The organism is Ralstonia insidiosa, from assembly GCF_008801405.1.
Lineage (GTDB): Bacteria > Pseudomonadota > Gammaproteobacteria > Burkholderiales > Burkholderiaceae > Ralstonia > Ralstonia insidiosa.
In genome coordinates this window covers 651,711-676,922 of sequence record NZ_VZPV01000001.1, presented here as the reverse complement: position 1 = coordinate 676,922, position 25,212 = coordinate 651,711, and the positions used below count along the sequence as shown (strand labels likewise).

23 protein-coding genes are annotated in these 25,212 nt (G+C 65.1%); 9 read left to right on the top strand and 14 right to left on the bottom strand.

What is annotated here, in order from left to right; translation table 11 throughout:
- Positions 1-8: 8 nt before the first annotated feature.
- Entirely contained in the window at positions 9-755 is a 747-nt protein-coding gene (locus F7R11_RS03255) for an SDR family NAD(P)-dependent oxidoreductase (RefSeq protein WP_064801157.1), read from the top strand.
- Positions 756-791: 36 nt separating this feature from the next.
- Entirely contained in the window at positions 792-1,424 is a 633-nt protein-coding gene (locus tag F7R11_RS03250) for a glutathione S-transferase family protein (RefSeq protein WP_064801155.1), read from the top strand.
- Between the two features lie 158 nt (positions 1,425-1,582).
- Here the strand turns inward: F7R11_RS03250 and glmS are convergent, their stop codons facing one another.
- On the bottom strand, positions 1,583-3,421 hold the full coding sequence (glmS, locus tag F7R11_RS03245; protein WP_064801154.1) for a glutamine--fructose-6-phosphate transaminase (isomerizing): 1,839 nt from the start codon (positions 3,419-3,421) through the stop codon (positions 1,583-1,585).
- A gap of 113 nt (positions 3,422-3,534) precedes the next feature.
- Complete coding sequence (gene glmU / locus F7R11_RS03240) at positions 3,535-4,902, bottom strand: bifunctional UDP-N-acetylglucosamine diphosphorylase/glucosamine-1-phosphate N-acetyltransferase GlmU (RefSeq protein ID WP_064801152.1); 1,368 nt, start codon at positions 4,900-4,902, stop codon at positions 3,535-3,537.
- Between the two features lie 171 nt (positions 4,903-5,073).
- Here glmU and F7R11_RS03235 point away from each other — a divergent pair, with 171 nt between their 5' ends.
- Positions 5,074-6,036 carry a DUF6279 family lipoprotein gene (locus F7R11_RS03235; protein ID WP_064801150.1) on the top strand — a complete coding sequence of 321 codons (963 nt, stop codon included), beginning with the start codon at positions 5,074-5,076 and terminating at the stop codon, positions 6,034-6,036.
- Between the two features lie 9 nt (positions 6,037-6,045).
- Here F7R11_RS03235 and ttcA read toward each other — a convergent pair whose 3' ends face one another.
- Positions 6,046-6,981, bottom strand: a complete 936-nt coding sequence (ttcA, locus tag F7R11_RS03230; protein ID WP_064801147.1) for a tRNA 2-thiocytidine(32) synthetase TtcA — start codon at positions 6,979-6,981, stop codon at positions 6,046-6,048.
- A 166-nt stretch (positions 6,982-7,147) separates the two neighbouring features.
- Between ttcA and panE the strand changes: the two genes are divergently transcribed.
- A complete protein-coding gene (gene panE / locus F7R11_RS03225) occupies positions 7,148-8,101 on the top strand; it encodes a 2-dehydropantoate 2-reductase (protein WP_064801145.1) in 954 nt (317 codons plus the stop codon).
- Positions 8,102-8,383: 282 nt separating this feature from the next.
- On the opposite strand, the gene F7R11_RS03220 is transcribed toward panE, so the two are convergent.
- The 6 genes from F7R11_RS03220 to F7R11_RS03190 form a co-directional block, all read right to left on the bottom strand.
- The gene (locus tag F7R11_RS03220) at positions 8,384-9,805 is read right to left on the bottom strand and encodes an efflux transporter outer membrane subunit (RefSeq protein ID WP_390624367.1); all 1,422 of its coding nucleotides are present in this window, start codon (positions 9,803-9,805) and stop codon (positions 8,384-8,386) included.
- Positions 9,806-10,142: 337 nt separating this feature from the next.
- Positions 10,143-11,300 carry an ABC transporter permease gene (locus F7R11_RS03210; RefSeq protein WP_104577706.1) on the bottom strand — a complete coding sequence of 386 codons (1,158 nt, stop codon included), beginning with the start codon at positions 11,298-11,300 and terminating at the stop codon, positions 10,143-10,145.
- A 2-nt stretch (positions 11,301-11,302) separates the two neighbouring features.
- A complete protein-coding gene (locus tag F7R11_RS03205; RefSeq protein WP_064801140.1) occupies positions 11,303-12,274 on the bottom strand; it encodes an ABC transporter ATP-binding protein in 972 nt (323 codons plus the stop codon).
- Positions 12,271-13,245, bottom strand: a complete 975-nt coding sequence (locus F7R11_RS03200) for an HlyD family secretion protein (RefSeq protein ID WP_064801138.1) — start codon at positions 13,243-13,245, stop codon at positions 12,271-12,273. The genes F7R11_RS03205 and F7R11_RS03200 overlap by 4 nt, the downstream gene beginning before the upstream one ends.
- Positions 13,246-13,293: 48 nt before the next feature.
- A complete protein-coding gene (locus tag F7R11_RS03195) occupies positions 13,294-14,040 on the bottom strand; it encodes a TetR/AcrR family transcriptional regulator (protein WP_064801136.1) in 747 nt (248 codons plus the stop codon).
- A 139-nt stretch (positions 14,041-14,179) separates the two neighbouring features.
- On the bottom strand, positions 14,180-15,106 hold the full coding sequence (locus F7R11_RS03190) for a LysR family transcriptional regulator (protein WP_064801134.1): 927 nt from the start codon (positions 15,104-15,106) through the stop codon (positions 14,180-14,182).
- A 130-nt stretch (positions 15,107-15,236) separates the two neighbouring features.
- On the opposite strand from F7R11_RS03190, the gene rocD reads away from it, so the two are divergent.
- Positions 15,237-16,463: an ornithine--oxo-acid transaminase gene (gene rocD / locus F7R11_RS03185; RefSeq protein ID WP_064801131.1), complete on the top strand. Its 1,227-nt coding sequence runs from the start codon at positions 15,237-15,239 to the stop codon at positions 16,461-16,463.
- A gap of 31 nt (positions 16,464-16,494) precedes the next feature.
- Positions 16,495-17,439: an arginase gene (locus F7R11_RS03180; RefSeq protein WP_064801127.1), complete on the top strand. Its 945-nt coding sequence runs from the start codon at positions 16,495-16,497 to the stop codon at positions 17,437-17,439.
- A gap of 5 nt (positions 17,440-17,444) precedes the next feature.
- Here the strand turns inward: F7R11_RS03180 and F7R11_RS03175 are convergent, their stop codons facing one another.
- Together F7R11_RS03175 and F7R11_RS03170 are read right to left on the bottom strand one after the other, a co-directional pair.
- Positions 17,445-17,837 (bottom strand): dihydroneopterin aldolase, encoded by a 393-nt coding sequence (locus F7R11_RS03175; protein WP_064801123.1) that lies wholly within the window; start codon positions 17,835-17,837, stop codon positions 17,445-17,447.
- A 20-nt stretch (positions 17,838-17,857) separates the two neighbouring features.
- Entirely contained in the window at positions 17,858-18,664 is an 807-nt protein-coding gene (locus F7R11_RS03170) for an SDR family oxidoreductase (RefSeq protein WP_021196814.1), read from the bottom strand.
- A gap of 16 nt (positions 18,665-18,680) precedes the next feature.
- Between F7R11_RS03170 and F7R11_RS03165 the strand changes: the two genes are divergently transcribed.
- Positions 18,681-19,874, top strand: a complete 1,194-nt coding sequence (locus F7R11_RS03165; protein ID WP_064801121.1) for a class I SAM-dependent methyltransferase — start codon at positions 18,681-18,683, stop codon at positions 19,872-19,874.
- Between the two features lie 4 nt (positions 19,875-19,878).
- Here the strand turns inward: F7R11_RS03165 and F7R11_RS03160 are convergent, their stop codons facing one another.
- Positions 19,879-21,168, bottom strand: coding sequence for a muropeptide transporter (locus F7R11_RS03160; protein ID WP_064801119.1), 1,290 nt, complete (start codon positions 21,166-21,168; stop codon positions 19,879-19,881).
- 92 nt (positions 21,169-21,260) lie between these two features.
- Here F7R11_RS03160 and F7R11_RS03155 point away from each other — a divergent pair, with 92 nt between their 5' ends.
- Positions 21,261-22,205: a M48 family metallopeptidase gene (locus F7R11_RS03155; protein ID WP_031329963.1), complete on the top strand. Its 945-nt coding sequence runs from the start codon at positions 21,261-21,263 to the stop codon at positions 22,203-22,205.
- Between the two features lie 320 nt (positions 22,206-22,525).
- Positions 22,526-23,542 carry a hypothetical protein gene (locus tag F7R11_RS03150; protein ID WP_104577693.1) on the top strand — a complete coding sequence of 339 codons (1,017 nt, stop codon included), beginning with the start codon at positions 22,526-22,528 and terminating at the stop codon, positions 23,540-23,542.
- 16 nt (positions 23,543-23,558) lie between these two features.
- On the opposite strand, the gene F7R11_RS03145 is transcribed toward F7R11_RS03150, so the two are convergent.
- A complete protein-coding gene (locus F7R11_RS03145; protein ID WP_064801117.1) occupies positions 23,559-24,476 on the bottom strand; it encodes an EamA family transporter in 918 nt (305 codons plus the stop codon).
- A 52-nt stretch (positions 24,477-24,528) separates the two neighbouring features.
- A complete protein-coding gene (locus F7R11_RS03140) occupies positions 24,529-25,116 on the bottom strand; it encodes a nitroreductase family protein (protein WP_064801115.1) in 588 nt (195 codons plus the stop codon).
- Positions 25,117-25,212: the final 96 nt, after the last annotated feature.

Sequence of the window (25,212 nt, the reverse complement as noted above, 5' to 3'; positions counted from 1 at the left end):
TCCCCATCATGAACTCACTCACAGGCAAGACGGCGCTCGTTACCGGCGCCTCGCGCGGAATCGGCCGCGCCACCGCGCTGGCATTGGCCGCGGCCGGCGCCCAGGTCCTGGTCCACTTTGGCAGCGGCGAGAAAGAGGCGGCCGCGGTCGTCGACGAGATTCGCCGCGTCGGCGGCAAGGCCGAGAAGATCGCGGCGGACCTGCGCACATCGGAAGGCCCTCACCAATTGGCCGAGCGTGTTCGCGCCATCATCGGTGGACGGCTGGACGTGCTGGTAGCCAACGCCGGCATCGCCAAGGCCGCGACGCTTGAGGAGACGACGGTCGAGGACTTTGACGCACTCTTCGCCGTCAATGTGCGTGCACCGTATTTCCTCGTGCAGCAACTGCTGCCCGCACTGTGCAAGGGCAGCAGCATCGTCCTGCTGTCCTCCCTGGCGGCGCACGCTTCGGTCGGCACGCTCTCCGCGTACTCAGCCACCAAGGGCGCGATCGATACGCTGGTGAAGCACTGGGCTGCGGCGCTCGGCCCGCGCGGCATCCGCGTCAACGCGGTGGCGCCCGGCGTCGTCGAGACCGAGATGTCCAGCTTCACCAAGACCGACGCTGGCCGCGAGGCGACCCTGGGCATGCAGGCCCTGCAACGCCTGGCCCAACCCGAAGACATCGCCAGCGCCGTCGCATTCTTGGCTTCAGACCAGGCGCGCTGGATCACCGGCGACACGCTGCGCGTAGATGGCGGCTCCAAGCTCTGACGCGCACGCCCTCTTTTAATCTTTCAAGGAATTCAAATGAAGCTCTATCACGCCACCTCGTCTCCCAATTCGCGCCGCGTGCGCATCCTGCTGGCCGAGAAGGGCCTGACACCTACGTTGATCCCGGTCGACTTGGGCAAGGGCGAACAGCATGGCGACGCCTACCGCGCCGTCAATTCGCGCCGCGTGGTGCCGACGCTGGTCATGGATGACGGCACGGCCATCGGCGAAGTGCCCGTCATCAGCCGCTACCTCGATGACATCCATCCGACGCCGTCGCTCTTCGGCACGACGCCGGCGCAGCAGGCCGTCATCTCGATGTGGGATCGACGCATCGAGCAGGAGGGATTCGCTGCCGTGATGGAAGCGGTCCGCAACAAGGTCGCTGGATTGAAAGGCCGCGCAATATCGGGACCGCATGACTACGAGCAGATCCCCGCGTTGACTGAGCGCGGCAGGCAGCGCGTGAAGAACCTCTTCGCGGACATGGACGCGCGGCTGGCTGAGTTTCCCTACGCGGCTGGCGAGCGTTTCTCGGTGGCGGACATCACGTTGCTCGTCACCGTGGACTTCGCAGCCAAGGCGATCGATCTGTCGATCCCTGAGGAATTTCGTGCCCTGCGTCGCTGGTACGACGCCGTCTCAATGCGCGCCAGCGCAGGGGCTTGACTCGGATTTTTTGTCACCCTCGGACGGCGCCAAGCTGGGCTTAGCGCTACACCCTCAGGAAATTCACCACTTTAGTCACCGCAAGGCAGGCGCCAATCGCGCAGACAAAAGAAAAAAGCCGCTGTTGATAGCGGCTTTTTTTTGCACAGCGACCGTGTTTACTCGACTGTGACCGACTTGGCGAGGTTCCGCGGCTTATCCACATCCGTCCCACGCGCCAGTGCCGTGTGATACGCCAGCAGCTGCAGCGGCACCACGTGCAGGATCGGCGAGAGCTGGCCGTAGTGCTCCGGCATGCGGATCACCTGGATGCCGTCGCTGGAGTGGATTTGCGTATCGGCATCGGCAAACACGTACAGCTTGCCGCCGCGCGCGCGCACTTCCTGGATGTTGGACTTGAGCTTCTCGAGCAGCGCGTCGTTCGGGGCCACCGTCACCACGGGCATCTGTTCGGTCACCAGTGCCAGCGGGCCGTGCTTGAGTTCACCGGCCGGGTAGGCCTCGGCGTGGATGTACGAGATTTCCTTGAGCTTGAGCGCGCCTTCCAGGGCGATCGGGTAGTGCAGACCTCGGCCCAGGAACAGCGCGTTCTCACGACGGGCAAACTCTTCCGACCACGCAATGATCTGCGGCTCCAGCGCCAGCACGGCGTTCAATGCAGACGGCAGGTGGCGCAGGTGGCGCAGGGCGTCTTCCTCCTGCGCGTCGCTCAGATGGCCGCGCAGCTTGGCAAACGTCAGCGACAGCATGTACAGGGCGGCCAGTTGCGTGGTGAATGCCTTGGTGGAGGCCACGCCGATTTCCGTGCCGGCACGCGTGAGGAACTTGAGTTCAGTCTCGCGCACCATGGCGCTGGTCGCCACGTTGCAGATGGCCAGCGTGTGCTTGTGGCCCAGCTCGCGTGCGTGGCGCAGTGCGGCCAGCGTGTCGGCGGTCTCGCCCGATTGCGAGATCACCACGACCAGCGCGTTCGGGTTGGGCACCGTCTCGCGGTAACGGTATTCGCTGGCGACTTCCACCTGCGTCGGAATCTTGGCGATCGACTCCAGCCAGTACTTGGCGGTGCAGCCCGAGTAGTAGCTCGTACCGCAGGCCAGGATCAGCACGCTGTCAACCTTGGAGAGCACCTCGGCTGCGCGCGGGCCGAACAGATCGGGGCCAAAGCCCTGAATGCCTTCGAGCGTGTCGCCCAGGGCGCGCGGCTGCTCGAAGATTTCCTTCTGCATGAAGTGGCGGAACGGACCGAGTTCCACCGCTGCTGCGTACGTGCCGACTTCCTTGACCTCGCGTTCGACAGGGTGGTCGTGCGCGTCCACCACGGTGAAACCCTCGCGGGTGATTTCCACCACGTCGCCTTCTTCCAGATAGGCCATGCGGCTGGCCGTGCCGGCTACGGCCAGCGCGTCGGAGGCGAGGAACGATTCGTTCTCGCCCAGGGCCACCACCAGCGGCGAGCCGGCACGCGCGCCCACCACCACGTCGGGGTTGTCGCGGGCAAACACGGCAATGGCATAGGCGCCATGCAGGCGCTTGACGCTCGCGCGCACCGAGGCAAACAGGTTGCCGCGCGTGGCGCTGCTCGGGTACGTATAGGCTTGGTGGATCAGGTGGGCGACCACCTCGGTGTCGGTCTGCGATTCAAAGCCGTAGCCGACAGCCTTGAGCTCGTCGCGCAGCGCTTCGTAGTTCTCGATGATGCCGTTGTGCACCAGGGCGATGGTGTCGCCCGAGAAGTGCGGGTGCGCGTTGACGGTATCCGGCTTGCCGTGCGTGGCCCAGCGCGTGTGGGCGATGCCGATGGCGCCGTCCAGGTGGCTGGTCTGCGCCTGGGTGTCGAGGTCGGCCACGCGCGACACGGTGCGCGCGCGCTCAAGCTGGCCATCGCGCTGCACGGCAACGCCGCACGAGTCATAGCCGCGGTATTCCAGGCGGCGCAGTCCTTCGATCAGGACGGGAACGATATTGCGCGTGGACACCGCGCCGACGATACCGCACATGTTGATTTCTCCAGTTTGAGCACGGCGCCGTTGTGCGCCGCACTCGGTATGCATTCAGTATCGATGCTCGTGCGCCGCAGCGGCATCCGCTGTTCGGCGCAGGAGAACAGCTGTCAGGCGTCCTTCTTCTGCTTGACTGGGCGCTGCCAGCTATCAATGGTGACTTGGCGCGCACGCGAGACCGTCAGCTTGCCCTCCGGCGCATCCTTGGTCAGCGTCGTGCCGGCACCCAGCGTGGCACCCTTGCCCACGCGCACCGGCGCCACGAGCTGCGTGTCGGAGCCGATGAAGGCATCGTCTTCGATGATGGTGCGGAACTTGTTCGCGCCGTCGTAGTTGCAAGTGATCGTGCCCGCGCCGATGTTCACGCGCGAACCCACCGTGGCATCGCCCACATAGGCGAGGTGGTTGGCCTTGCTGTGCGCGGCCACCTGGCTGTTCTTCACCTCGACAAAGTTGCCGATGTGCACATCTTCGGCCAGCTCGGTGCCCGGGCGCAGGCGCGCGTACGGGCCGATGCGCGAGTCAGCGCCAACCTTGGCCTGCTCGATGTGGCAGAACGGCAGAATCTCTGCGCCGGCGTCGATGGCCGCGTTACGGATCACCGCGTTGGCGCCGATGTGCACACCGTCGCCCAGCGTGACGTTGCCCTCAAAGATGCAGTTGACGTCGATCACCACATCGCGCCCGCACGACAGCTTGCCGCGAACGTCGATGCGCGCCGGGTCGACGAGCGTGACGCCGTCTTCCAGCAGTTGCTGCGCGAGGTTGCGCTGGTGAATGCGTTCCAGCTCGGCCAGTTGCACCTTGCTGTTGACGCCGAGCGTTTCCCATTCGGCCAGCGGGTGCGCGGAGGTGATGGGCACGCCATCGGTGGCGGCGCGCTCGATCACGTCGGTCAGGTAGTACTCACCCTGCGCGTTGTTGTTGGACAGCGTGGCCAGCCACGTCTTGAGCTTGGCCGTCGGGCACACCAAGATACCGGTGTTGACCTCGTGAATGGCAAGCTGCGTTTCGTTGGCGTCCTTCTGCTCGACGATACGGGTGATGCGGCCGGCTGCGTCGCGCACGATGCGGCCATAGCCGGTCGGGTCATCCAGGTGCACGGTCAGCACGCCCAGGTGGTCCTGGCCGGCCGCGCCAACCAGCGCGCCCAGCGTTTCTGCACGGGTGAGCGGCACGTCGCCGTAGAGCACCAGGGTGGGCACGCTCTCATCGAGTTGGTCGACTGCCTGCATGACGGCGTGGCCGGTACCGAGCTGCTGTTCTTGCGTCGCGAAGGTGACATCGGGCGCGCCGACCATCTCACGCACGCGCTCGCCGCCGTGGCCGACCACCACCACCAGGCGTGTCGGCGACATGGACCGCGCGGTTTCGATCACGTGGGCCAGCAGCGGTTTGCCGGCCAGCGGATGCAGCACTTTCGGCAGGGCGGAACGCATGCGTTTGCCCATGCCGGCGGCAAGGATGACGATATTCACAAGGAGGTTCCTAGAGTGACTCGAAGCGATAGCCTGCGGCGGTGTCCCAAGCACGCACATGGCCACCCGGAACCTGCTGCCCGCCACCTCCCCTCAAGTTGGCTGAACCGCCTGCAAACCCTTCTATGGGGCGCATTTGCGGCGGATAAGACACAGATGAAAAATTTTAGCATGGGGCCTACCCCCCAACTGAACCCGTCAAATGGTCGAATTGTTGCAATTGCGCCATTGCCAGGCCGGCTAGGCCGCTGGCTGGTCGTGCTGGCGGCGGTCGTCTCGTTGGCCTGCCTGCAGGCGTGCAGCACCGTGAAAGTGGGCTACAGCCAGGGGGCGCGACTGACCTATTGGTGGATCGACGGCCAGTTTGACCTGCAGGACGCCCAGACCGGCCCCACGCGCGAGGCCATCACGCGCTTCTTTGCCTGGCACCGGCAAGACCAGCTGCCGCGCGTGGCAGCGCTCCTGCGGCGTGCGCAGGATGAATTGCAGCAGCCCATGACAGCGCAGCAGATGCGCGCATACCAGGACGCCTTCCAGCAGTTCGGGCGCGCCGCCTTTGACCAGGCCAAGCCCGATATCGCCCGTTTGCTGCTGAGCACCACGCCTGCCCAGCTTGCGCACGTGCAAAAGAAGCAGGCCGAAAGCAACGAGAACTACCAGCGCCGCTATCTGGGCAGCGACGCCCAGGAACGCATGCAGGCACGCCTCAAGAAAGTGATGGAAGACGCACGAATCGTGTATGGCAACTTCTCGTCCGAGCAGGAAGAGGCCATCCGCACGGCCATCGCCCCGATGGTGGACAGCACCCCGGCCCGGTATGAGGAGCGCATCGCGCGGCAGCAGGCGTGGCTGGCGCTGATTGCCCGCGTGCAGCAGGCTCGCCCGGATGAGGCGACCGTCGTGCAATGGCTCACTGCCTATGCCGACCAGTGGCAGCAGGCACCGGGCGAGCGTGGTGTGCAGCAGCGCCTGCGCCGCGAGGCCGATACCGCCATGCTGATCACCATCGCCAACCTGACCACGCCGCGCCAGAAGCAGCATGCGCGCGAGCGCCTGCAAGGCTGGATCAACGACGTACGCGATCTGATGCGCGAGGGCGAGGCTGGCGCCGCGCCTCAGGCGCAGAACAACTGAACGCAGCGATCAGCTTGCTGCAGCCTCGTCGGCGGCCGCTGCGTCGGACGGCTTGCGCTCAAAGCGCACGAACTCGATGCGGTCGTCGTGCGAGCCGGCAAACACCAGCGGCGCCTGATCGTACGAGGTCTGCCCGAACATCGCGTCCTCACTGATCTTCGCCAGGCCGGTGGACAGCCCGTTGAAGTCGAACAGGTCCGTATCCGCCAGGTGCGACGGCACCACGTTCTGCAGCGACGCGAAGATGTTGTCAATACGGCCCGGCGTCTGGCGCTCCCACTCCAGCAGCATCTCCTTGACCTTCTTGCGCTGCAGGTTCTCTTGCGAGCCGCACAGGTTGCACGGGATGATCGGGAATTCCATCGCACGGGCGTAGGAGGCGATGTCCTTTTCCGCGCAGTAGGCCAGTGGGCGGATGACGATGTGGTCGCCATTGTCGGTGGCCAGCTTGGGCGGCATCGCCTTCATCTTGCCGCCAAAGAACATGTTCAGGAAGAACGTGTTGACGATGTCGTCGCGGTGGTGGCCCAACGCGATCTTGTTGGCGCCCAGTTCCTTGGCGGTGCGGTAGATCACGCCACGGCGCAGGCGCGAGCACAGCGAGCACGTGGTCTTGCCCTCGGGCACCTTCTCCTTGACGATCGAATACGTGTCCGCCTCGACGATCACGTACTCCACCCCCGTCTTCTTCAGGTAGTTGGGCAGCACCTCTTCCGGAAAGCCCGGCTGCTTCTGATCGAGGTTCATGGCGATCAGCTTGAAGTTGACGGGCGCGCGCTTTTGCAGGGCCATCAGGATCGACAGCATCGTGTACGAGTCCTTGCCGCCGGACAGGCATACGAGGATGGTGTCGCCGTCCTCGATCATCTTGAAGTCGCCGATGGCGCGACCGACCGCCGACTGCAGGCGGGTTTCGAGGCGGTGGAAGTTATTGGAAAACGTCATGGCATGCTGACCCCGCCAGCGCTGAATAATGGCCGAACGGGCGTCAAATCGTGAGGAAAATCAGTATTTTAGCGTGCCCCGACGCCACGCGGGCGCACCGTCTGCAAGCTTGGACGAACCGGCCTAGAATCGTTTGCTTCATCCCCTGCCCAACACGGAGACAGCAATGCGGATTCTGGTACTCGGCGCCGGCGGCACCGGCGGCTATTTCGGCGGACGGCTCGCCCAGGCCGGCGCAGACGTGACCTTTCTGGTACGCCCGGCGCGGGCGGCACTATTGCGCGCGCAAGGTCTGGTGATCCGCAGCCCGGCGGGTGATGCGCAGTTGCCCGTCCAGATCATTACTGCCGATGAAGCCAGTGCCTGGGGCCATGCGGATCTCATCCTGCTGAGCTGCAAGGCCTATGACCTGGACGATGCGATTGCCGCGATCCGCCCCACGGTGGGCGAGCGCACTGTCGTGCTGCCGGTGCTCAACGGGCTGGCGCATCTGGAGCGGCTGGATGCCGCGTTTGGCGAATCACGCGTGCTGGGTGGCCTGTGCCATATCAGCGCCACCACTGCGCCTGACGGTGCCGTGCTGCACCTGGGGTTTGGACAAGGCCCGGCGGCGCAGTCCATCACCTTTGGCGAGCGCACGCCGCACGCCCCGCGCGAGCGCACCGAGGCGATCCGCAACGTGTTTGCCACCGCCAGCTTTGATACGGTGCTGGCCGACAACGTGATGCAGGACATGTGGGAGAAGTTTGCCTTCCTGACCTCGCTGGCGTCGATGACGTGCCTGATGCGGGCCAACGTGGGCGAGATTGTTGCCACGGATGAGGGGCGTGCGCTGAATGAGGAGATGTTTGCGGCGTGTCAGGCGGTGTCGGCGGCATCGGGTTACCCGATCCGTACACAGGCGCGTGAGCGTGGTCAGTTGGTGCTGACGCAGGTGGGGTCACCGCTGACGGCATCCATGCTGCGGGATCTGGAGAACGGTGGCCGCGTGGAGGCGGCGCATATCGTCGGGGACATGCTGCAGCGGGGGCGCAAGCTGGGGGTGGATGTTGCGCTCCTGCGCGTGGCTTATGCGCATTTGCAGGCGTATCAGCAGCGGTTGTTGCGGCCTGCTGTTTGAGCGGTGGTGCTTTTGGGGAGGGTTGGGGCTTGGTGGTTCACCTCACTTTCATCCCCTGCCGGGGCTGACTCACTTTCTTTGTCTTGCCAAAGAAAGTAAGCAAAGAAAGGCGCGCCCGAGATGGCGACTTCCCCTTGAATTTATGTCGCAGAGAGGGGAAGGGGAAAACTCGCTGCGCTCAGACAGTTCCCCTTCCTTTTTCCTCCCTGCAACAGAAATTCAAGGCGCCATCTAGGGCAGGGTACGGCCACACCATCTGTATGCGCGTGTTGCCGGCAGCGTTCATTGCTGCCAACCACCGCCTAGTGCTTGCATCAGGGCGGCGGAGTCCAGCAGACGATCTGCGCGGCTCTGTACCTGTTGCAGCGTTGCCTGGTCGACCTGGCGCTGAGCGTCCAGCAGCGTGAGCGTGCTGATACCACCGGCAGCGTGGCGAGCTTCCGCGGCGCGCAATGTCTGTTGTGCCTGATCGGTTGCCAGTGCCCGGGCCTGCAGTGCTTGCGCGTCGTTGTGTACGGCGTGCAGGGCGTCGGCCACTTCCTGCAAGCCTTGCAACACGGTCTGCTTGTACGCCGCGCCTGCTGCGTCGTAGGCGGCTTCGGCCTCGCGCTTCTTGGCGCGCAGGGTGCCGCCATGGAAGATCGGCTGCGTGAGCCCGGCGCCCAGGTTCCAGATGCTGGAGCCGGCGCCCAGCACATTGCGGAAACCCGTCGTCTCAGAACCCAACCCTGCGGACAAGGTGATCCGCGGGAACAGGTTGGCCGTGGCAACGCCCACGTTGGCGCTGGCTTCGTGCCACATCGCCTCAGCCGCGCGGATGTCGGGCCGGCGCTGTGCGAGCGTCGACGGCAATGACACGGGCAGCGGGTCTGGCAGGCGCAAGGCATCGAGCGTGGGCAAGTCCGGCAACCCCACCCCTGGCTCACGACCGAGCAGCACCGACAACCGATGCCGCATCTGCGCGGCTTGCTGGGCGAGCGGCGGCAGTGTCGCCTCCGTCTGCGCGACGAGGGTGCGCTGCGAAAGCACGTCAACGTTCGCCACGCCACCCAGGTTCAAGCGCCGCTCGGTAATCTGGAGTTGCTTGCGCTGCTCGGCCACCAGCCGCTGCGTGGTGGCGATCTGCGCATCGAGCGAGGCGATGCGCACCACCGACGTCACCACATTGCCGGCGAGTGCCAGGCGTGCAGCCTCCAACTCATAGCGCTGCGTATCCACTTCCGCACGCGACGCTTCCAATGCCCGGCGCACGCCGCCAAAGATGTCCAACGCATACGACACCGACAGCGACGCCGAGTACAAGGTGAACGGCCCCGGCTTGGGCGTATTGAAACCGAACGCTTCCGGGTTGACTTGCTGGCGCACGGCGGACACGGTGCCATCCACCGTGGGCAGCGCGTAGCCGAACTGCGCCTCGGCTTCGGCCTGGGCCTGGCGCAGGCGCGCCTCGGCCTGCGTGACCGATGGGCTGGCACGCAGCGCTTCATCCACCAACGCATCAAGCGCGGGAGATTGAAACAGGTGCCACCAATCGGCCGGCACATTGGCATCAGCCAAATGCTGCGCTTCACCACCAGGGATAGGCGCCGACGCCGTCTCGCGCGGCACAGGCTGCGCGGAGTAGCCCGACGCCACAGGCACGGCAGGCGTCTTGAAGTCGGGGCCGACGGCGCAACCACTCATCGCCAATGCGGAAACCAGCAGAACACCAACGGCCCGCTTACGACCCGCCAAAGCGCGACTGAACACCAACGCACACCCCCCGACGGTTTGGCCGTACCCTGCCCTTGATGGCGCCTTGAATTTTTGTAAGCGGGCGGAAAAAAGACGGGAAACTGTTTGAGCGAAGCGAGTTTTTCCCGTCTCCGCCCGGTTACGGAAATTCAAGGAGTCTTTCGCCATCTCGGGCGCGCCTTTCTTTTGCTTACTTTTCTTTGGCAAGACAAAGAAAAGTGAGTCGGCCCCGGCAGGGGACGATACCGGGGATGGACCACCATGGCCATCACTGCGGAACATCAGAAACATATGCATGGCCGCCACCTCAATCCAGCGTCTTGCGATAAAACCGCAACGCAATACTCAGCACCACCACCGTAAACACCATCAACGGCCAGATGCTGGGCCACAGCTCAAACCACCCATTACCCTTGAGCAAAATCCCACGCGTAAGCCGGTTGAAGTACGTCATCGGCAGCAGGTTGCCAATCACCTGCGCCCACTTCGGCATGCCCACAAACGGAAACATGAACCCCGAGAGCAGGATGTTCGGCAGGAAGTAGAAGAACGTGAGCTGCGTCGCCTGCAACTGGTTCTGCGCGAGCGACGACAGCGTGATCCCCACCGTCAGGCTCGCCACGATAAACAGCAGCGCCGACACGTAGACCATCCACACGCTGCCGACAAACGGCACCTGAAACACGAAGTACGCCATCAGCAGAATGATGGTCACCTGCACCAGCCCGATGAAGATGTACGGCACGATCTTGCCCGTCATCACCTCCAGCGGATGCACGGGCGTGGCAAGCAGGTTTTCCATGGTGCCGCGCTCGCGTTCGCGTGTCATGGCTAGGCCCGTCATCATCACCATGGTCATCGTGAGGATGGTGCCCATGAGGCCAGGGATGATGTTGTACTGCGTGATGCCTTCCGGGTTGTAGAGCTTGTGGACGCGCACATCGAATGGCGGCGCTGCACCGCTCGTGCCACCAGCCAGCGGTGCCAGCGCGCCCTTCATGTCCTTGTCGACCACGCCTTGCACCAGTTGTGAGAGTGACGCCACCGCCAAGCCTGTCGCGGCTGGGTCTGTCGCATCGGCCTCCACCAGCAGCGAGGGCCTCTCACCGCGCACCAGCTTGCGCGTGAAATCCGGCGGGATGGTGACGACAAACTGCAACTGCCCCTTGGCCAGCGCCTCGCGCCCCGCTGTTTCGTCGGGCAGGGTTTTGGCCAGGTCGAAGTAGTCGGAGTTGCGCATGCCAGCCAGGAAGCTGCGCGTGAACTCGCTCTGGTCCGCCGCAATGACGCCAGTCAGCAGGTGCTTCGGATCCGCGTTGATGGCAAAGCCGAACAGGAACAACTGCATGATCGGAATGCCGATCATCATGGCGAACGTCACGCGATCCCGCCGCAGTTGCAGGAACTCCTTGAGCACCACGCTCCACCAGCGCTGGACCGAAAAGCGATTGCCGTTGAGGGTGATGCTCATGGCTGCGCTCCGTAGTTGTCGGACGAGCCGCGCATCATGTGGATGAAGACGTCTTCCAGGCCGGTGTCGATCGGCGCCACGCGCACGCCCGATTCACTGGCCAGGCCGCGCAGCGTGGCCTCCAGTGCCTGCGCATCGGCGCCCGTCACGTGCAGCACGGAGCCAAACGCAACGGTCTGGTCCACACCGGGCTGGCCTTCGAGCTTGCGCCCCAGGTCCACCAGATTGCCGCCCATCACCGACCACGTCGACAACCGCTGGCTGGCAATCACCTCGCTGGCGGTGCCTTGCGCCAACAGTTCGCCGTAGGCGATGTAAGCGAGCTTGTGGCAACGCTCAGCCTCATCCATGTAGTGCGTGCTGACCAGCACCGAGATGCCTTGTGCAGCGAGGCGATGCAGTTCTTCCCAGAAATCGCGGCGGGCTTTCGGGTCGACACCGGCGGTGGGTTCGTCGAGCAGCAGCAGTTCGGGCTGATGCAGCATGCAGGCCGCCAGCGCCAGCCGCTGCTTCCACCCGCCCGACAACGCGCCCGCCAGTTGCTTGGCGCGCGAGGCCAGCCCCAGCGTCTCCAGCGCGTGGTCCACCGCTTCGCGCCGATTGGGCATTTCATACAGGCGCGCCACGAAGTCGAGGTTCTCGCGAATGGAGAGATCGTCCCAGTACGAGAAGCGCTGCGTCATGTAGCCGACGCGGCGTTTGATCTGCGCGGACTCCTTGAGGATGTCGTAGCCCAAACAGGTGCCGCTGCCACTGTCGGGCGTGAGTAGCCCGCACATCATGCGGATCGATGTGGTCTTACCGCTGCCGTTGGGCCCGAGAAAGCCAAAGATCTCACCACGCGCAACCTGCATGGAGAGGTCTTTCACGACGTGCTTGTCACCGAAGTGCTTGTTCAGCCCGCGCACGTCGATGGCGTAATCACGCCCACTCGCACCGCTGCCGTTGTGATTGCCCGAGGTGGTCATTGCAACGTCACCTCAACGGGTTGCCCCGGGCGCAGCTTGGGGCCATCGGCCGCCGTCGGACGGGCCTCCACCATGAAGACAAGCTTGTCGCGCGTGGTGTTGCTGTAGATCACGGGCGGCGTGTACTCGGCCTCGTTGGCAACGTAGGTGACAGTGGCGTTCACATCCGCCGCGCAGCCATCGCAGTGAATGCGCGCCGCCCGCCCCGGCTTGAGCGAACCAACCACGCCCTGGGGCACGAAGAAGCGCACCTTCACGTTGGCCGGCGGCAGCATGCGCACCACCGGGCTGCCGGCGCCCACCCATTCCCCTTCCCGGTACAGGGTGTCGAACACGAGGCCGCCTTGCGTCGCCTTCTGCGCCTTCTGGTCGAGCCGCCATTGCGCTTGCGCGACGGCGGCACGTGCCGCCTCAACCTGTGCCGCTTGCGCGCGAATCTGGTCATTGCGCGCCGGCAGTTGGGCGATGCGCAATTGGTTGGTCAGCTCGCGCACGCGCTGGGCATTGGTCTGTGCGGTGGAGCGGCTGCCGTCGAGCTGCGCCTGGGGGATGCCGCCCGCGCGGAACTGCGCTTCGTCGCGCGTGAGCTGGATGGCCGAGAGCTTGTCGGCCGCCACCGCCTGCGCCAACTGCGCACGCACGGCATCCACTTCGGGCACACGCTTGCCGAGGTTCAGATCGGCCAGTTGTGCTTCGGCCGATTGCAACTGCGCCGCCGCCTGCTGGCGCGCTGCGGTTTCATCGACAGACTCGAGCACGAACAACGGCGCCCCAGTACTGACGGTCTGCCCGCGCTGCACTCCCAAGTGGTCCAGCCGCCCGCCTACGGGCGAGGCGACATAGACGAACTCGCCCTCTACATAGCCTTGATAGGTGTTGGCGTCCTGCTTCGCGCAGCCACTCAACGCTGCAACTGCCGCCGCCACTGCGGCCAGACACGCCGTTCTACCGCTCCACAACACTTGCCGCATACCGTGCTCCGCCGGAATGGATTGATGCAATTGACCCGCTGCAACGCCCTACTCGCGCGTCTTCCTCTTGGCCGTATTGGCTGTCTTGGCCGCCTTGCCACCAGCATCCGCTGCCGCGGCGCCCGGGCCGATGCCGTGCAGCAGCAGCGCTGCCACATGCCGGCCGATGGCCTCGTCGTCCACCTGGTCTGCCTGGGGCAAGCGCCCCCACAGTGGCCGTGTGGCCAGCGGCAACATCGCCAGGCCGATCACCGAGAGCATCAACAGCGGCGGCTGCAACGCGGGGTTCACTGCCCCGGCAGCCTGCGCTCGGGTGATGCGCCCCACGATCAGCTTGGCGCGCTCCAGCGCAATGCGCTCGAAGACGCGCTCGCGCAACTGGCCGCCATCACTGGCGACCTCGCGAATCCACAGCGGCGGAAACCACGGCGTGCTCGCCGCCATCGCCACCATGCGCTGTGCCACGCCCGCAATCGTCTGCGCCAAGTCAGGCAAGTGACTGTCGTCGGCAATGCGCTCCAGCGCCGGCCCCGTCACCTGATCGATCAACGGACGGATGCGCGCCTCCACCACCGCGTCGAGCAGTTGATCGCGCGTCTTGAAGTGGTAGTGCACCATCGGCGCCGTCACGCCAGCCTCGCGGGCAATGGCGGCGAGCGTAGTCGGGCCGACACCATCCCGTGCGAACAGCGTCACGGCCATGTCGAGCAAGCGGTCGCGCAGGTCGTCCGGCGTCGCGCCATCGCGTCGGCGGGGGCGGCCCGGGCCGCGTGGGGAAGGTTTGCGGGTTGCCATGCGCCGCATATTAATTGTCGAATTAATTAATTTCAAGGCAAAGACACGGCGCCGAGCAACTCAGAGAGATCGACTGCGCATTCGGGCAGGTGCGCGCGACTCGGGCGGCAGCCGCATCCGCTTCGACGCGGCTCACGCCTCAGCCATTAGCGGTTGCGGCATTGAGCTGGGCAAGGCGCACCAGCAGACGATCCTGCGCTTCGCTCGGGAAGCTCGACGTGCGGCGCACAGCAAACACGGTGTTCAGGCAGCGCCGCGTTGTGATCGGCCGCACGACTTGCAAGCGTCCGCGCTCCACTGCTTCCTGAATGGCATGCAGCGGCAGCACGGACCAGCCCACGCCCGCCTCCACCAGCGTACTCACCTCCTCCAGGTCCGACACGTGGTGCGCGCTGACGGTGGTCTCGGGCAAGCGGCGGAAGAGCGCCTTGAACCACAGGCCGTACACCGCATCGGACTCGTCATAGGTGACAAAGGGCAGCGCAGCGCAGTCAGCCAGCGTGCGCGGGGCGCCCTGCTCACGCAGCGCGCGCGCACTGCACGCGAGCACGAATTCCTCGGTGTAGACAGCGTGGTGCTCGAACAAGCGAGACGTGCGGGGCGTGTAAACAAAACCAAGGTCTGCGCGGCCGGACTCGACATGGCCGAAGACTTCGTCGTCGCTACCGAACGCCAGCTCCAGACGCACGTCGTCGAGCAACGGCGCGTCGGATTCCGGCGACGGCGTCAGCAGTGCCGGCATCAGCACATAGCGCCCGAAGCTGGAGCCGCTGGCCAGCTTGAGCGACACGCGCTCCATCTCGCCGCTGTGCAGTGCGGCGCGCAATTCATCCAGCCCGGCAAACGCATCGCGGCACCAAGCACGCACGGAAGCACCGGCCCGCGTGAGCACGAGCTTGCGCCCCGAGCGCTCGAACAGGGGCACGCCCAGCCATTGCTCCAGTTGCCGCATCTGGTACGACAGTGCCGGCTGCGACACGGCCAGGCGGTCTGCCGCGCGCACGAAGCTGCCCTCGTTGGCGACGGTCAGGAAGCTATGCAGGTACCTCAGCGGAGAGTGCGACATGAGCGGAATAAGTAACGCATCAATCCATCAAATTTTTGGATCGAAAAACCAAAAACATTCGATTTGATTTTGAGTTTGTCAGATCGCAGAATTCGCCGCAAGTGAACGACCAACGTGCCCGGAGGCCATCATGACGACCGCACTGCAACATCCGAGCTATGCCCTGGAAGCCGCCTACGGCGCGCGCAACTATGCGCCCCTGCCTGTCATGCTGGAACGCGGTGAAGGCGTGTGGCTGTTCGATACCGCTGGTCGCCGCTATCTGGACATGATGTCCGCCTACTCGGCCGTCAGCTTCGGGCATTCGCATCCCAAGCTGGTTGCGGCGCTTGTGGAGCAAGCCGGCCGGCTGACGCTCACTTCGCGCGCCTTCCACAACACCGAGCTGGGCCCTTTCCTGGCCGACGTCTGCCGCATCACGCGCATGGATCGCGCACTGCCGATGAACACCGGCGCCGAAGCCGTGGAAACCGCCATCAAGGCCGCCCGCAAATGGGCGCGCGATGTGAAAGGCCTGTCGCCTGATGTGGCCGAAATCATCGTCTTCGAGAACAACTTCCACGGCCGCACGACCACCATCGTCGGCTTCTCGTCCCACGATCAATACCGCTACGGGTTCGGGCCGTTTGCGGCGGGCTTCCGGCGCATTCCATTTGGCGATGCCGATGCACTGCGCGCGGCCATCGGACCCAACACGGGCGCCATCCTGATGGAACCTGTGCAGGGTGAAGGCGGCATCGTGGTGCCACCACCGGGCTACCTGAAGCTCGCTCGCGAGCTGGCAACGCAGCACAACGTGTTGCTGGTCTGCGATGAGGTACAAACCGGCCTGGGCCGCACCGGCGATGTGCTGGCGAGCTGGCACGAAGGTGTAGATGCCGACCTGGTGATACTGGGCAAGGCACTGGGCGGCGGCATGGTGCCGGTGTCGGCCATTGCGGGGCGCGAGTCGGTCATCGGGGTGTTCCAGCCGGGCGACCACGGTTCGACCTTCGGCGGCAACCCGCTGGCAGCGCACATCGGCCGCGCGGCACTCGCCTTGCTGATCGAAGAACAACTGCCGCAGCGTGCGGCGCGCCTGGGTGACGCCTTCATCGCCGAGTTGAAAACGCTCGTCGGCCACGGCGTGCGCCAAGTGCGCGGCCGCGGTTTGATGATCGGCCTGCAACTCGATGCCGACATCGAAGCCCACGACTTTGTCGCGGCACTGGCCGAGCACGGCGTGCTGTCCAAGGACACCTACGGCAATGTGATTCGCCTCACACCACCGCTGGTAATCGGTCAGGCCGAGCTGGAGCTGGCGCGCGATGTGATCCGTCGCACGCTGGCCGACTGGCCGCGCCGCAAAGCGGCATGAACAACGACGACTGCATCACGGGGAGCAACACATGACCATCATTGACCTGATCGGCGCGGCCATCGGCTGCGGCGCGCAAGACGACGGCTGCAAGGACGGCCCGCGTGCGCTGCTGCAGGCCGGCGCGCTGGCGCGGTTGCAGACGCCGGATACGCGCGGTGGCCTGGTCCACGACATCGAGCTGGCAACGTCGGCCGGGCACAACCGGTCTGCGCGGCTGGCAGCGCTGCCTGGCGTGGCGGGGTTCTCGCGCGCACTGGCCGATGCGACGGCGCACAGCGTGCACGAAGGGCACGTGCCGGTCGTCATCGGCGGCGATCACTCGTGCGCGATCGGTACGTGGTCGGGCATCGCAAACGCCTTGCGGCCGAAGGGTCCGCTCGGCCTGATCTGGATCGACGCCCACCTCGACAGCCATACCCCGCAGACGAGCGACTCGGGCGCCATCCACGGCATGCCGCTGGCGACGCTGCTCGGCCACGGTGCGCCGGCGCTCACGCAGGTGCGCGATGCCGCGCCCAAGCTGCTACCGCAGCACGTGGTGGTGATTGGCGCACGCAGCTACGAGCCGGCCGAACGGGCGCTACTCGATCTACTGGGGGTACGTGTGATTGATGCCGCTGAGGTGGCACGGAATGGCCTGCGCGCAGTGATGGCGGATGCGATCCGACTGGTCACATCGGGCACAGCGGCCTTTGGCGTCACGCTGGATCTGGATGCCTTCGACCCCGAAGTTGCACCGGGTGTGGGCTCGCCGGAAACGGACGGGCTCACCGCGCAGGGCATGACGCAAGCGCTGGCCGCCTGCGCACGCGATGCGCGCTTTGCTGCGTTCGAACTGGTGGAATACAACCCGCGCCACGATCAGCACGACAACCAAGGGGGCGGGATCACGGCGCACCTGGCGCTCGACCTGCTGGGCAGCGTCGCGGGCGCGTTGCACGCCCAGCGCCGTGAATATGCGAGTGCAGCGTAGTCGGCTTATTCCTTGATGCGAAAGACTTCCACACCCACCGACTCGCAATCCGGATAGACATCCGGCTTCTCCGTCGACACCCGCGCGGCGCGCACGTGTGGGTGCTTGAGCATGGCCGTCAGCACGTCATCGCACAGCGTTTCCTGCAAGTGAACGTGGCCTTGTGCCATGCGGCGGGCAACCGTATCGCGCATGAAATCGTAGTCCACCACTTCATGCAGCTTGTCCTGCGTGGGCGAGGAGTATTCCAGCGGCACGTACAGCTCGATATTGATCAGGACGCGCTGCTCGCCCTTCTTCTCGAAGTCGTGCACGCCGATGTTGATCTGCACCTCGTAGTTGCGCAAAAACATGCGGCGGCAGTTTGACAGGCGCGGGTGGGATAGCAGGGAAAGCATGGGAGCGTCCGGGGGAAAAATTATTCAGTGAGGAACATCACGTCGCGGGCTAGCGGCATCAGGTGCTGGCCTCCGTCGACGAACAGCGTGGTGCCGGTCACGGCGCGTGCGGTGGCGAGATAGCACACCGCCTCGGCAATGTCTTCCGGCGTGGACGACTGGCCCAGCGGCGTCATCTGGTGCGCGCGTGCAAACCCGCCACTCGACTGGTCGCCCGACACCATCGTGATGCCCGGAGCCACGCCCACCACGCGCAGCGCGGGGGCAAGTGCCTGCGCGAGCTGCATGGTGGCCGTCGACAGCGCCGCCTTCGACAGCGTGTACGACAGGAAATCCGGGTTCAGATTGTCGAGCTTCTGATCCAGCAGGTTGATGACAACACCGCGATGCTCAGCATCACCGGCCGTGAGTGCACGGTGCAGCTCGCGCGACAGCAGCAGCGGCGCCGCCACGTTGGTACGCATGTGCGTATCGAGCGACGCATAGCTGAAGCTGGTCGCCACGTCGTACTGGAACAGCGAGGCGTTATTGACCAGGCACGTGGGCGTACCCAATGCAGCGATGCAGTCGCCAACCAGGCGGCTGGCAGCGGCCTCGTCCGACAAGTCGGCCTGCAGCACGGCAGCGCGACGGCCCATGGCGATGATCTCGGCGGCTACGGCGTCGGCCTCGGCGCGCGAGCGATGGCAATGCACGGCCACATCCCAGCCGTGGCGGGCCAAGGCCAGGGCGATCACGCGGCCCACGCGGCGGCCTGCGCCGGTGACGAGGGCCACCCGTGTCTGTACGGGCGGTTGTGCGTTCGATTGAGTCGGCGTCTGCGCCATTGTTTACAATCCGGCAATGAGCAAAACCGTGAGTCTACCGCTTCCCAACGAGGCGGCGCAGGCGCAATCCGCGCACCTCTTCGCCCTGATCGCCGACGCCATTGCGACGGCCGGCGGCTGGCTACCGTTCGACCGCTACATGGAACTGGCGCTCTACGCGCCGGGCCTGGGCTACTACAGCGGCGGCGCGGCCAAGTTCGGCCGCCGCGTGGAAGACGGCGGCGACTTCATCACCGCCCCCGAACTGACGCCGTTCTTCGGTCGCACCGTGGCGCATCAGATCGCGCAGGTGCTGCAAGCGCTGCCCGAAGGCCAGCGCCACGTGCTGGAATTTGGTGCCGGCACCGGCAAGCTGGCCGCCGACATCCTCACCGAACTCGATGCGCTGGGTGTGCGCCCCGACAGCTACGGCATTGTCGAACTGTCCGGCGAACTGCGCCAACGCCAGCAGGAACGGCTGACGGCGCTCGGCTCCGAGCTGGCTGCCCTCGCCCACTGGCACGACACGTTGCCCGCCACATTCACCGGCGTGATGGTCGGCAACGAAGTGCTCGATGCGATGCCCGTGTCGCTATGGGCGCGGCGTAGTGGCGTGTGGCATCAGCGCGGTGTGGTGCTCGACGCCGAGCACGGCCTGCAATGGGAAGACCGTCTTATCGATCCGTCCGAAGTACCGGCTAAGCTCGCCGCCCTGCCTGGCACGGACGACTTCATCACCGAATCGCACGAAGCTGCCGAAGGCTTCATCCGCAGCACGGGCGCGGCACTCGAACGCGGCCTGCTGCTGCTGATCGACTACGGCTTCCCCGCCGCCGAGTACTACCACGCACACCGCGCCAACGGCACGCTCATGTGCCACTACCGCCAGCACGCACACGACGACCCATTCTGGCTGCCTGGCCTGCAGGACATCACCGCACACGTCGATTTTTCGGGGATTGCCCAGGCAGGCCAAGAGGCGGGGCTGGAGCTGCTCGGCTATACGAGCCAGGCACGCTTTCTGTTGAGCGCGGGTGTGGGCGAGCTGCTGATGACGCTGGATCCGCACGATCCGATGCAGTTCCTGCCGGCGGCCAACGCCGTGCAGAAGCTGCTATCGGAATCGGAGATGGGCGAGCTGTTCAAGGCCATCGCGCTGGGCAAGGGCATCGATGCGGCGCTGCCGCTTGCTGGCTTTCGTGATGCCGACCGCTCGAACCGTTTAGGTTAGCCAATCAGGCGGACGCTGCCTTGGCCGCTTTGGCTTCCAACGCGCGCTCGTTCTGTTCAGCCTCGTAGCGGCCAATCGTGCCGCGCATCCACCACAGCAGCGCCACGCCTGGAAAAGCCAGCGCCACCGACATCAGATAGAAGGTCGGCCAGCCGTAGGCTGCCACGAGGTAGCCTGCGGTTGGCCCGACGTACACACGGCCGATGGAGGCCAGCGCCGACAGCAACGCATACTGCGTCGCCGAGAACGACCGATTACACAGCGCCATCAGCAGCGCTACGAACGCCGCCGTGCCCATGCCACCGCAGAGGTTTTCGATGCCGACGGCCAGCGCCATGCTCCACAGGTGCTTGGGGCTGACCGACAGCGCCCAGTAGGCAAGGTTGGACACCCCTTGCAGCACGCCGAACAGCAGCAGCGACCTCACCAGCCCCAGCCGCACCATCAACGTACCGCCGTATAGCGCGCCGACGACGGTAGCCGCCAGCCCCAACGTCTTGTTGACCAGGCCAACTTCCCCGGCAGAGAAGCCGACCGCGCGGATGAGGAACGGGGTCGACAAGCTGAGTGCAAACGCATCACCCAGCTTGTAGAGCACGATCAGCGCCAGCAGCGCCCAGGCGCCACGGCGCGAGAAGAAATCCTTCAGCGGCCCGACCACCGCTTCCTGCAGGCTGCGCGGCGGGCGCGCCACCACCTCGGGCTCGGGCGACCACAGCGTGGTGAAGATGCCCAGCGCCATCAGCCCGGCCATCAGCAGATACATGTTGCTCCAGCCCAGTACGCGATCGGCCAGATACAGCGCCAGGCCGCCTGACACGAGCATCGCCAGCCGGTAACCGAGCACCTTCACGGCCGCGCCGACACCGCGCTCGCTGGCATGCAGCACATCGGTGCTGTACGCGTCGAAGACGATGTCCTGCGACGCCGACAGGAACGCCACCAGCACCGCGAGCCCAGCCAGCGCCCACAGCGCGGCGTGCGGCGGTGTGAAAGCCATGGCAGCAATCGACGCCACCAGCCCGATCTGCGTGAGCACCAGCCAGCCGCGCCGCCGGCCCATGAGCGGCGGCGTGAAGCGGTCCATCAGCGGCGCCCACAGGAACTTGAAGATGTACGCCTGCCCCACGAGCGAGAACAGCCCGATGGTGCGAATGTCCAGCTCCTCCACCGTCATCCACGCCTGCAGCGTGCCCGAGGTGAGCGCCAGCGGCAGGCCGGAAGCAAAGCCCAGCAGCAGCATCGCGCCGATGCGGCGGTTGCGGAAAACGTCGAGGTAATCGTGGAAGGTCATGCGGCGGGCGGAGATGCGGTGCGGGTTGCCACGTAGCGTGGCCGGGTGCGTTGACCGATATTATGTCTCAGTCGATTCCGCTCACCGCTTCCATGCCACGTGTCTCACGCACCCTGCTGACGATCGCCGGCTTCACCCTGGCCACATGGGCCACCGCCATGGACGGCCCGCTGCCCGTGCCCGCCGACGGCGTGAAGCTGGAAGCGCCGACCACCACGTCGCCCAACATCCGCCTCGTCATTCCGGCCGAAGAAATCGAGAAACGTGCGCAGGCCGAGTACAAGGGCGTCATCGACAACGCCGCACGCGAAGGGGCGCTTGCCCCGGACAACGTACCGGACCTGATCCGCATCCGCGCCATCGTCGCGCGAATCACCCCGCAAGCCTCTCGTTGGAACCCCGACGCCGCGCACTGGCAGTGGGAGATCAACCTGATTGGCGCGTCTCAGGTGAATGCGTTCTGCATGCCCGGCGGCAAGATCGCCGTGTTCTCGGGGCTGGTGGAGCAGTTCAAGCTGACGGATGACGAACTCGCCATGGCGCTCGGCCACGAGATCGCCCACGCGCTGCGAGAACATGCCCGCGCCCGCGCCGGCCAGCGCGAGGTCACCAACCTGGGCGCCAACGTCATCTCGCAGCTCTTCGGCTTCGGCAACCGCGGCGATACGGACCTGGGCGAAGGGGCCAAGATGCACCTGCTGGCCTTCTCCCGCAATGAGGAAACCGAGGCCGACCTGGTCGGCATGGACATCGCCTCGCGCGCCGGCTACGACCCGCGCGCCGCGCTCACGCTGTGGCAGAAGATGGGCTCGATCGGCGGGGCGGAGCAGAAGCAGTTCCTCTCGACGCATCCGTCGGGGCGCACGCGCATGGTGGTGCTCTCGCGCCATCTGCCGGAAACGCTGCCGCTGTTTGCCGACGCCATGCAAATGCCGATGGCCAAGCTGTCGGCCTATCGGTCGAACATGCAGTATCTGGGGGCGGCGCCTGTTGATAATGGGGATGAGGCGCCGATGCGGCCGATGGTGCGGCCTTAGATAATCATTCGTTAATCAACGCGCATCTGCCAATGGCGACATCCGATTTCGTCACGGCCACTACGCGCATAACGACGCCGATTCGCCCGCCCAATCCAACTCAACCCCACAACCCCGCCAGCCAACTGGTTTTGCGGGGTTTTTGTTTGGCACCACGGCATCAACGAAACCCGAGCGCAGAAAACCGCTGAATACCCACCAACGAGTGGGGATCCTCATTTCCATAAGGAAATCCTAAGAAAACAAATTTCCCCTCCTTGTACGCTGCGCACCGCAGCTTTACTGCACACAAATTTCTACAAAAATCAGGGATAAGAAAAATGCAGACATGGGGTAAGGGACTGACGGGCATTGTCCTGGCTTGCACGTTGGCCGCTTGCGGCGGCGGCGGCGATGGCGGCAGCAACGGTGGTTTTGCCGATCCGAATAGCTTCACCGTGAGCGCCACCGTTGGCGGCGCCAAGGTTCAGTCGATCAACGTCGGCGGCAACCAGACCGCCACGCTGACGGTCAAGTCGGGCCAGGATCTGCGCTTTGATACCGACAAGGACGTCAACTGGAATGCCGGCAACAAGACAAGCTATACCGATTTCTCGGTCAAGGGCGCCAGCACGCAAAGCTGGACGGCTGGGCTGATGAGCCCGCCGGGTGGCACGTTCACGGTGACTGCGACGTCGGCCAAGGATGCGAGCAAGTCGGTCAAGGTGACGGTAACGGTGACGCCGCATGAGTACACCTCCGGCGCGCCGCAAACCGCTGGCCGTGTCACAACCTGGACGGAAACGACCGCACGCCTGAGCGGTGGCGCGCCAGAAGTCCACGAGCGCGTGAACACGACGACTAACGTCGACAGCACGACGGGCTATGCCACGATGCCCTCAACCGTCGACGGCGTGGCCGACGAAACCTACACGCAAGATGCTGACGGCAACCGCATCAAGCGCAAGCGCACGGACGGCAGCATCTGCACGTACACCCCCAAGCGCACGCTGGTGAGCTTCCCCCTGTCGGTCAACAAATCATGGACGTCGGCATGGACGTACAGCTGCGACACCGGCTATCAGGAAACCGTCAACGCCACCTCGACCGTGGAAGCCTATGAGCCGGTGACGATCGCTTCCGGCACGTTCAACGCGCTGCGCATCCACCACGTGCAATCGATTACGAAGTCCACAGATGGCAATCTGCCAAGTGGTACGTACGGCATCGATATGCGCTGCTGGTGGGACGTCGCTGGCCAACGCACCGTCAAGTGCGACCAGAACTACACCTACAAGGACACCGCTCCGGCGAACTACGTGAAGACGTTCTCGCAAGACCTGAAGTCGGTCAAATAAGCACAGCATCACCGCATCACCGCACTCTCGGCCCCGCAGGCTTCACCGGCCTCGCGGGGCTTGTTGTTTGCACGACGGCCTTCGCGCGCCGCGACAACGCCATCCCCGCCACTGTCGCGCCCAGGATCAGCACCGCTCCCGCGCTCTGCACCGGGCTGAACCACTCACCCAGCACCAGCGCACCCAGCACCGTGGCTGTCAGCGGGCTCAGCAACGATAGAAACGTCACGTCCGCGCCCAGCACACCGATACCGCGAATCCACAGCCAGTAGCCCAGCGCTGTGCCGATCACGATCAAGTACGCGAAGCCAACAGCATTGCGCGCTGTAAGCACAGGCGGCAGCCCCTCCACGAACAACGCGACCGGCAGCAGTACCAGTCCGCCCAACGCAAGTTGCCACGCAGCCACCGCCAACGGCGTGCCGATGCGGCCCCAGCGTTCGATGAGCACCGTGCCCATTGCCATCGACAGCGCAGCAGCCAGCGCCGCCGCCACGCCAATCGCATCCAGCTTGGCCGCCGGCCCAAGAATCAGCAGCCCCACCCCCAGCGACCCTGCCAGCGCCACCACCAGTTGCACCGGACGCGGTTTGCGCGCGAGCAGCGGCCACGCCAGCAACGCGACCACCAGCGGCTGCGCAGACATGATCGTCGCCGCCACCCCCCCCGGCAGGCGCTGCGCCGCAACGAACAGCAGCGCGAAGAACACCCCGATGTTGGCCAGCCCGAGAAGCAGCAGCGGCAGCAGCTTGTCGCGCGGCGGCAAGCCTGGGCCGAGCAGCATCAGCAACACGCCAGCCGGCAGCGCACGCAGCGCGCCCACCAGCAGCGGATGGTCAACCGGCAGTGTCTGCGTGAAGACGAGGTAGGTGGTGCCCCACAACATGGGCGCCACGGCGGTGGCCAGCATTGCGGTCAGGCGGTTGAATGGCATGATGAATCTCCACGTATCGTAATTTGATATCGAATTAAATGGATCAAAAAAATCAGCCCGGAAAACGCCCGCTGAATGCCAGTTCACTGATCGGCTTGCGCGGCGTGGGGCCTTCCACCGATTGCAACGGCGCCGGCAACGACACCACATAGCCGCGGCGGCCAACGGCCACGGCAATCTCGATGCGAAAGCGTTCCGGCACGTGCAGCACAGCGCGCGCCCGCTCGTAGTCCACGCCCGCCATGCCGCGCGCGTGGTAGCCGAGGCTGACCGCCTGCAGCCCCAGTTGCGCCCATGCGGCACCGGCATCGAAGCTGTGCGTCTGCGACGGCACAGCGTTGGCCGGGTCGTCGCGGTGAATGCGCGTGTCGGACAGCACAAAGATCAGCGCCGAGGCGTGTTGCGCCCAATCACGATTCATGGGTACGAGCAGGCTGACGAATTCGGTCCAGTGCGCATCGTCGCGACGGGCGTAGAGAAAGCGCCACGGCTGGTAGTTGTAGGCCGACGGTGCCCAGCGCGCCGCCTCCAGAATGCGCAGCAGATCGGCCTCGGGCATGGGTTGGCCGTCGTAGGCGCGCGGCGACCAGCGTGCCAGAAACAGCGGATCGATCGGGTGATCGGCAAGTCGTTCAGTCATGATGGCTCTCATGTAAAAGTGCGGCGGGATGCCTGATTGCTTCGTACCGGCAAACCCGATACGCTTCCAAGAATCTTGATATCAAATAGTTTGATG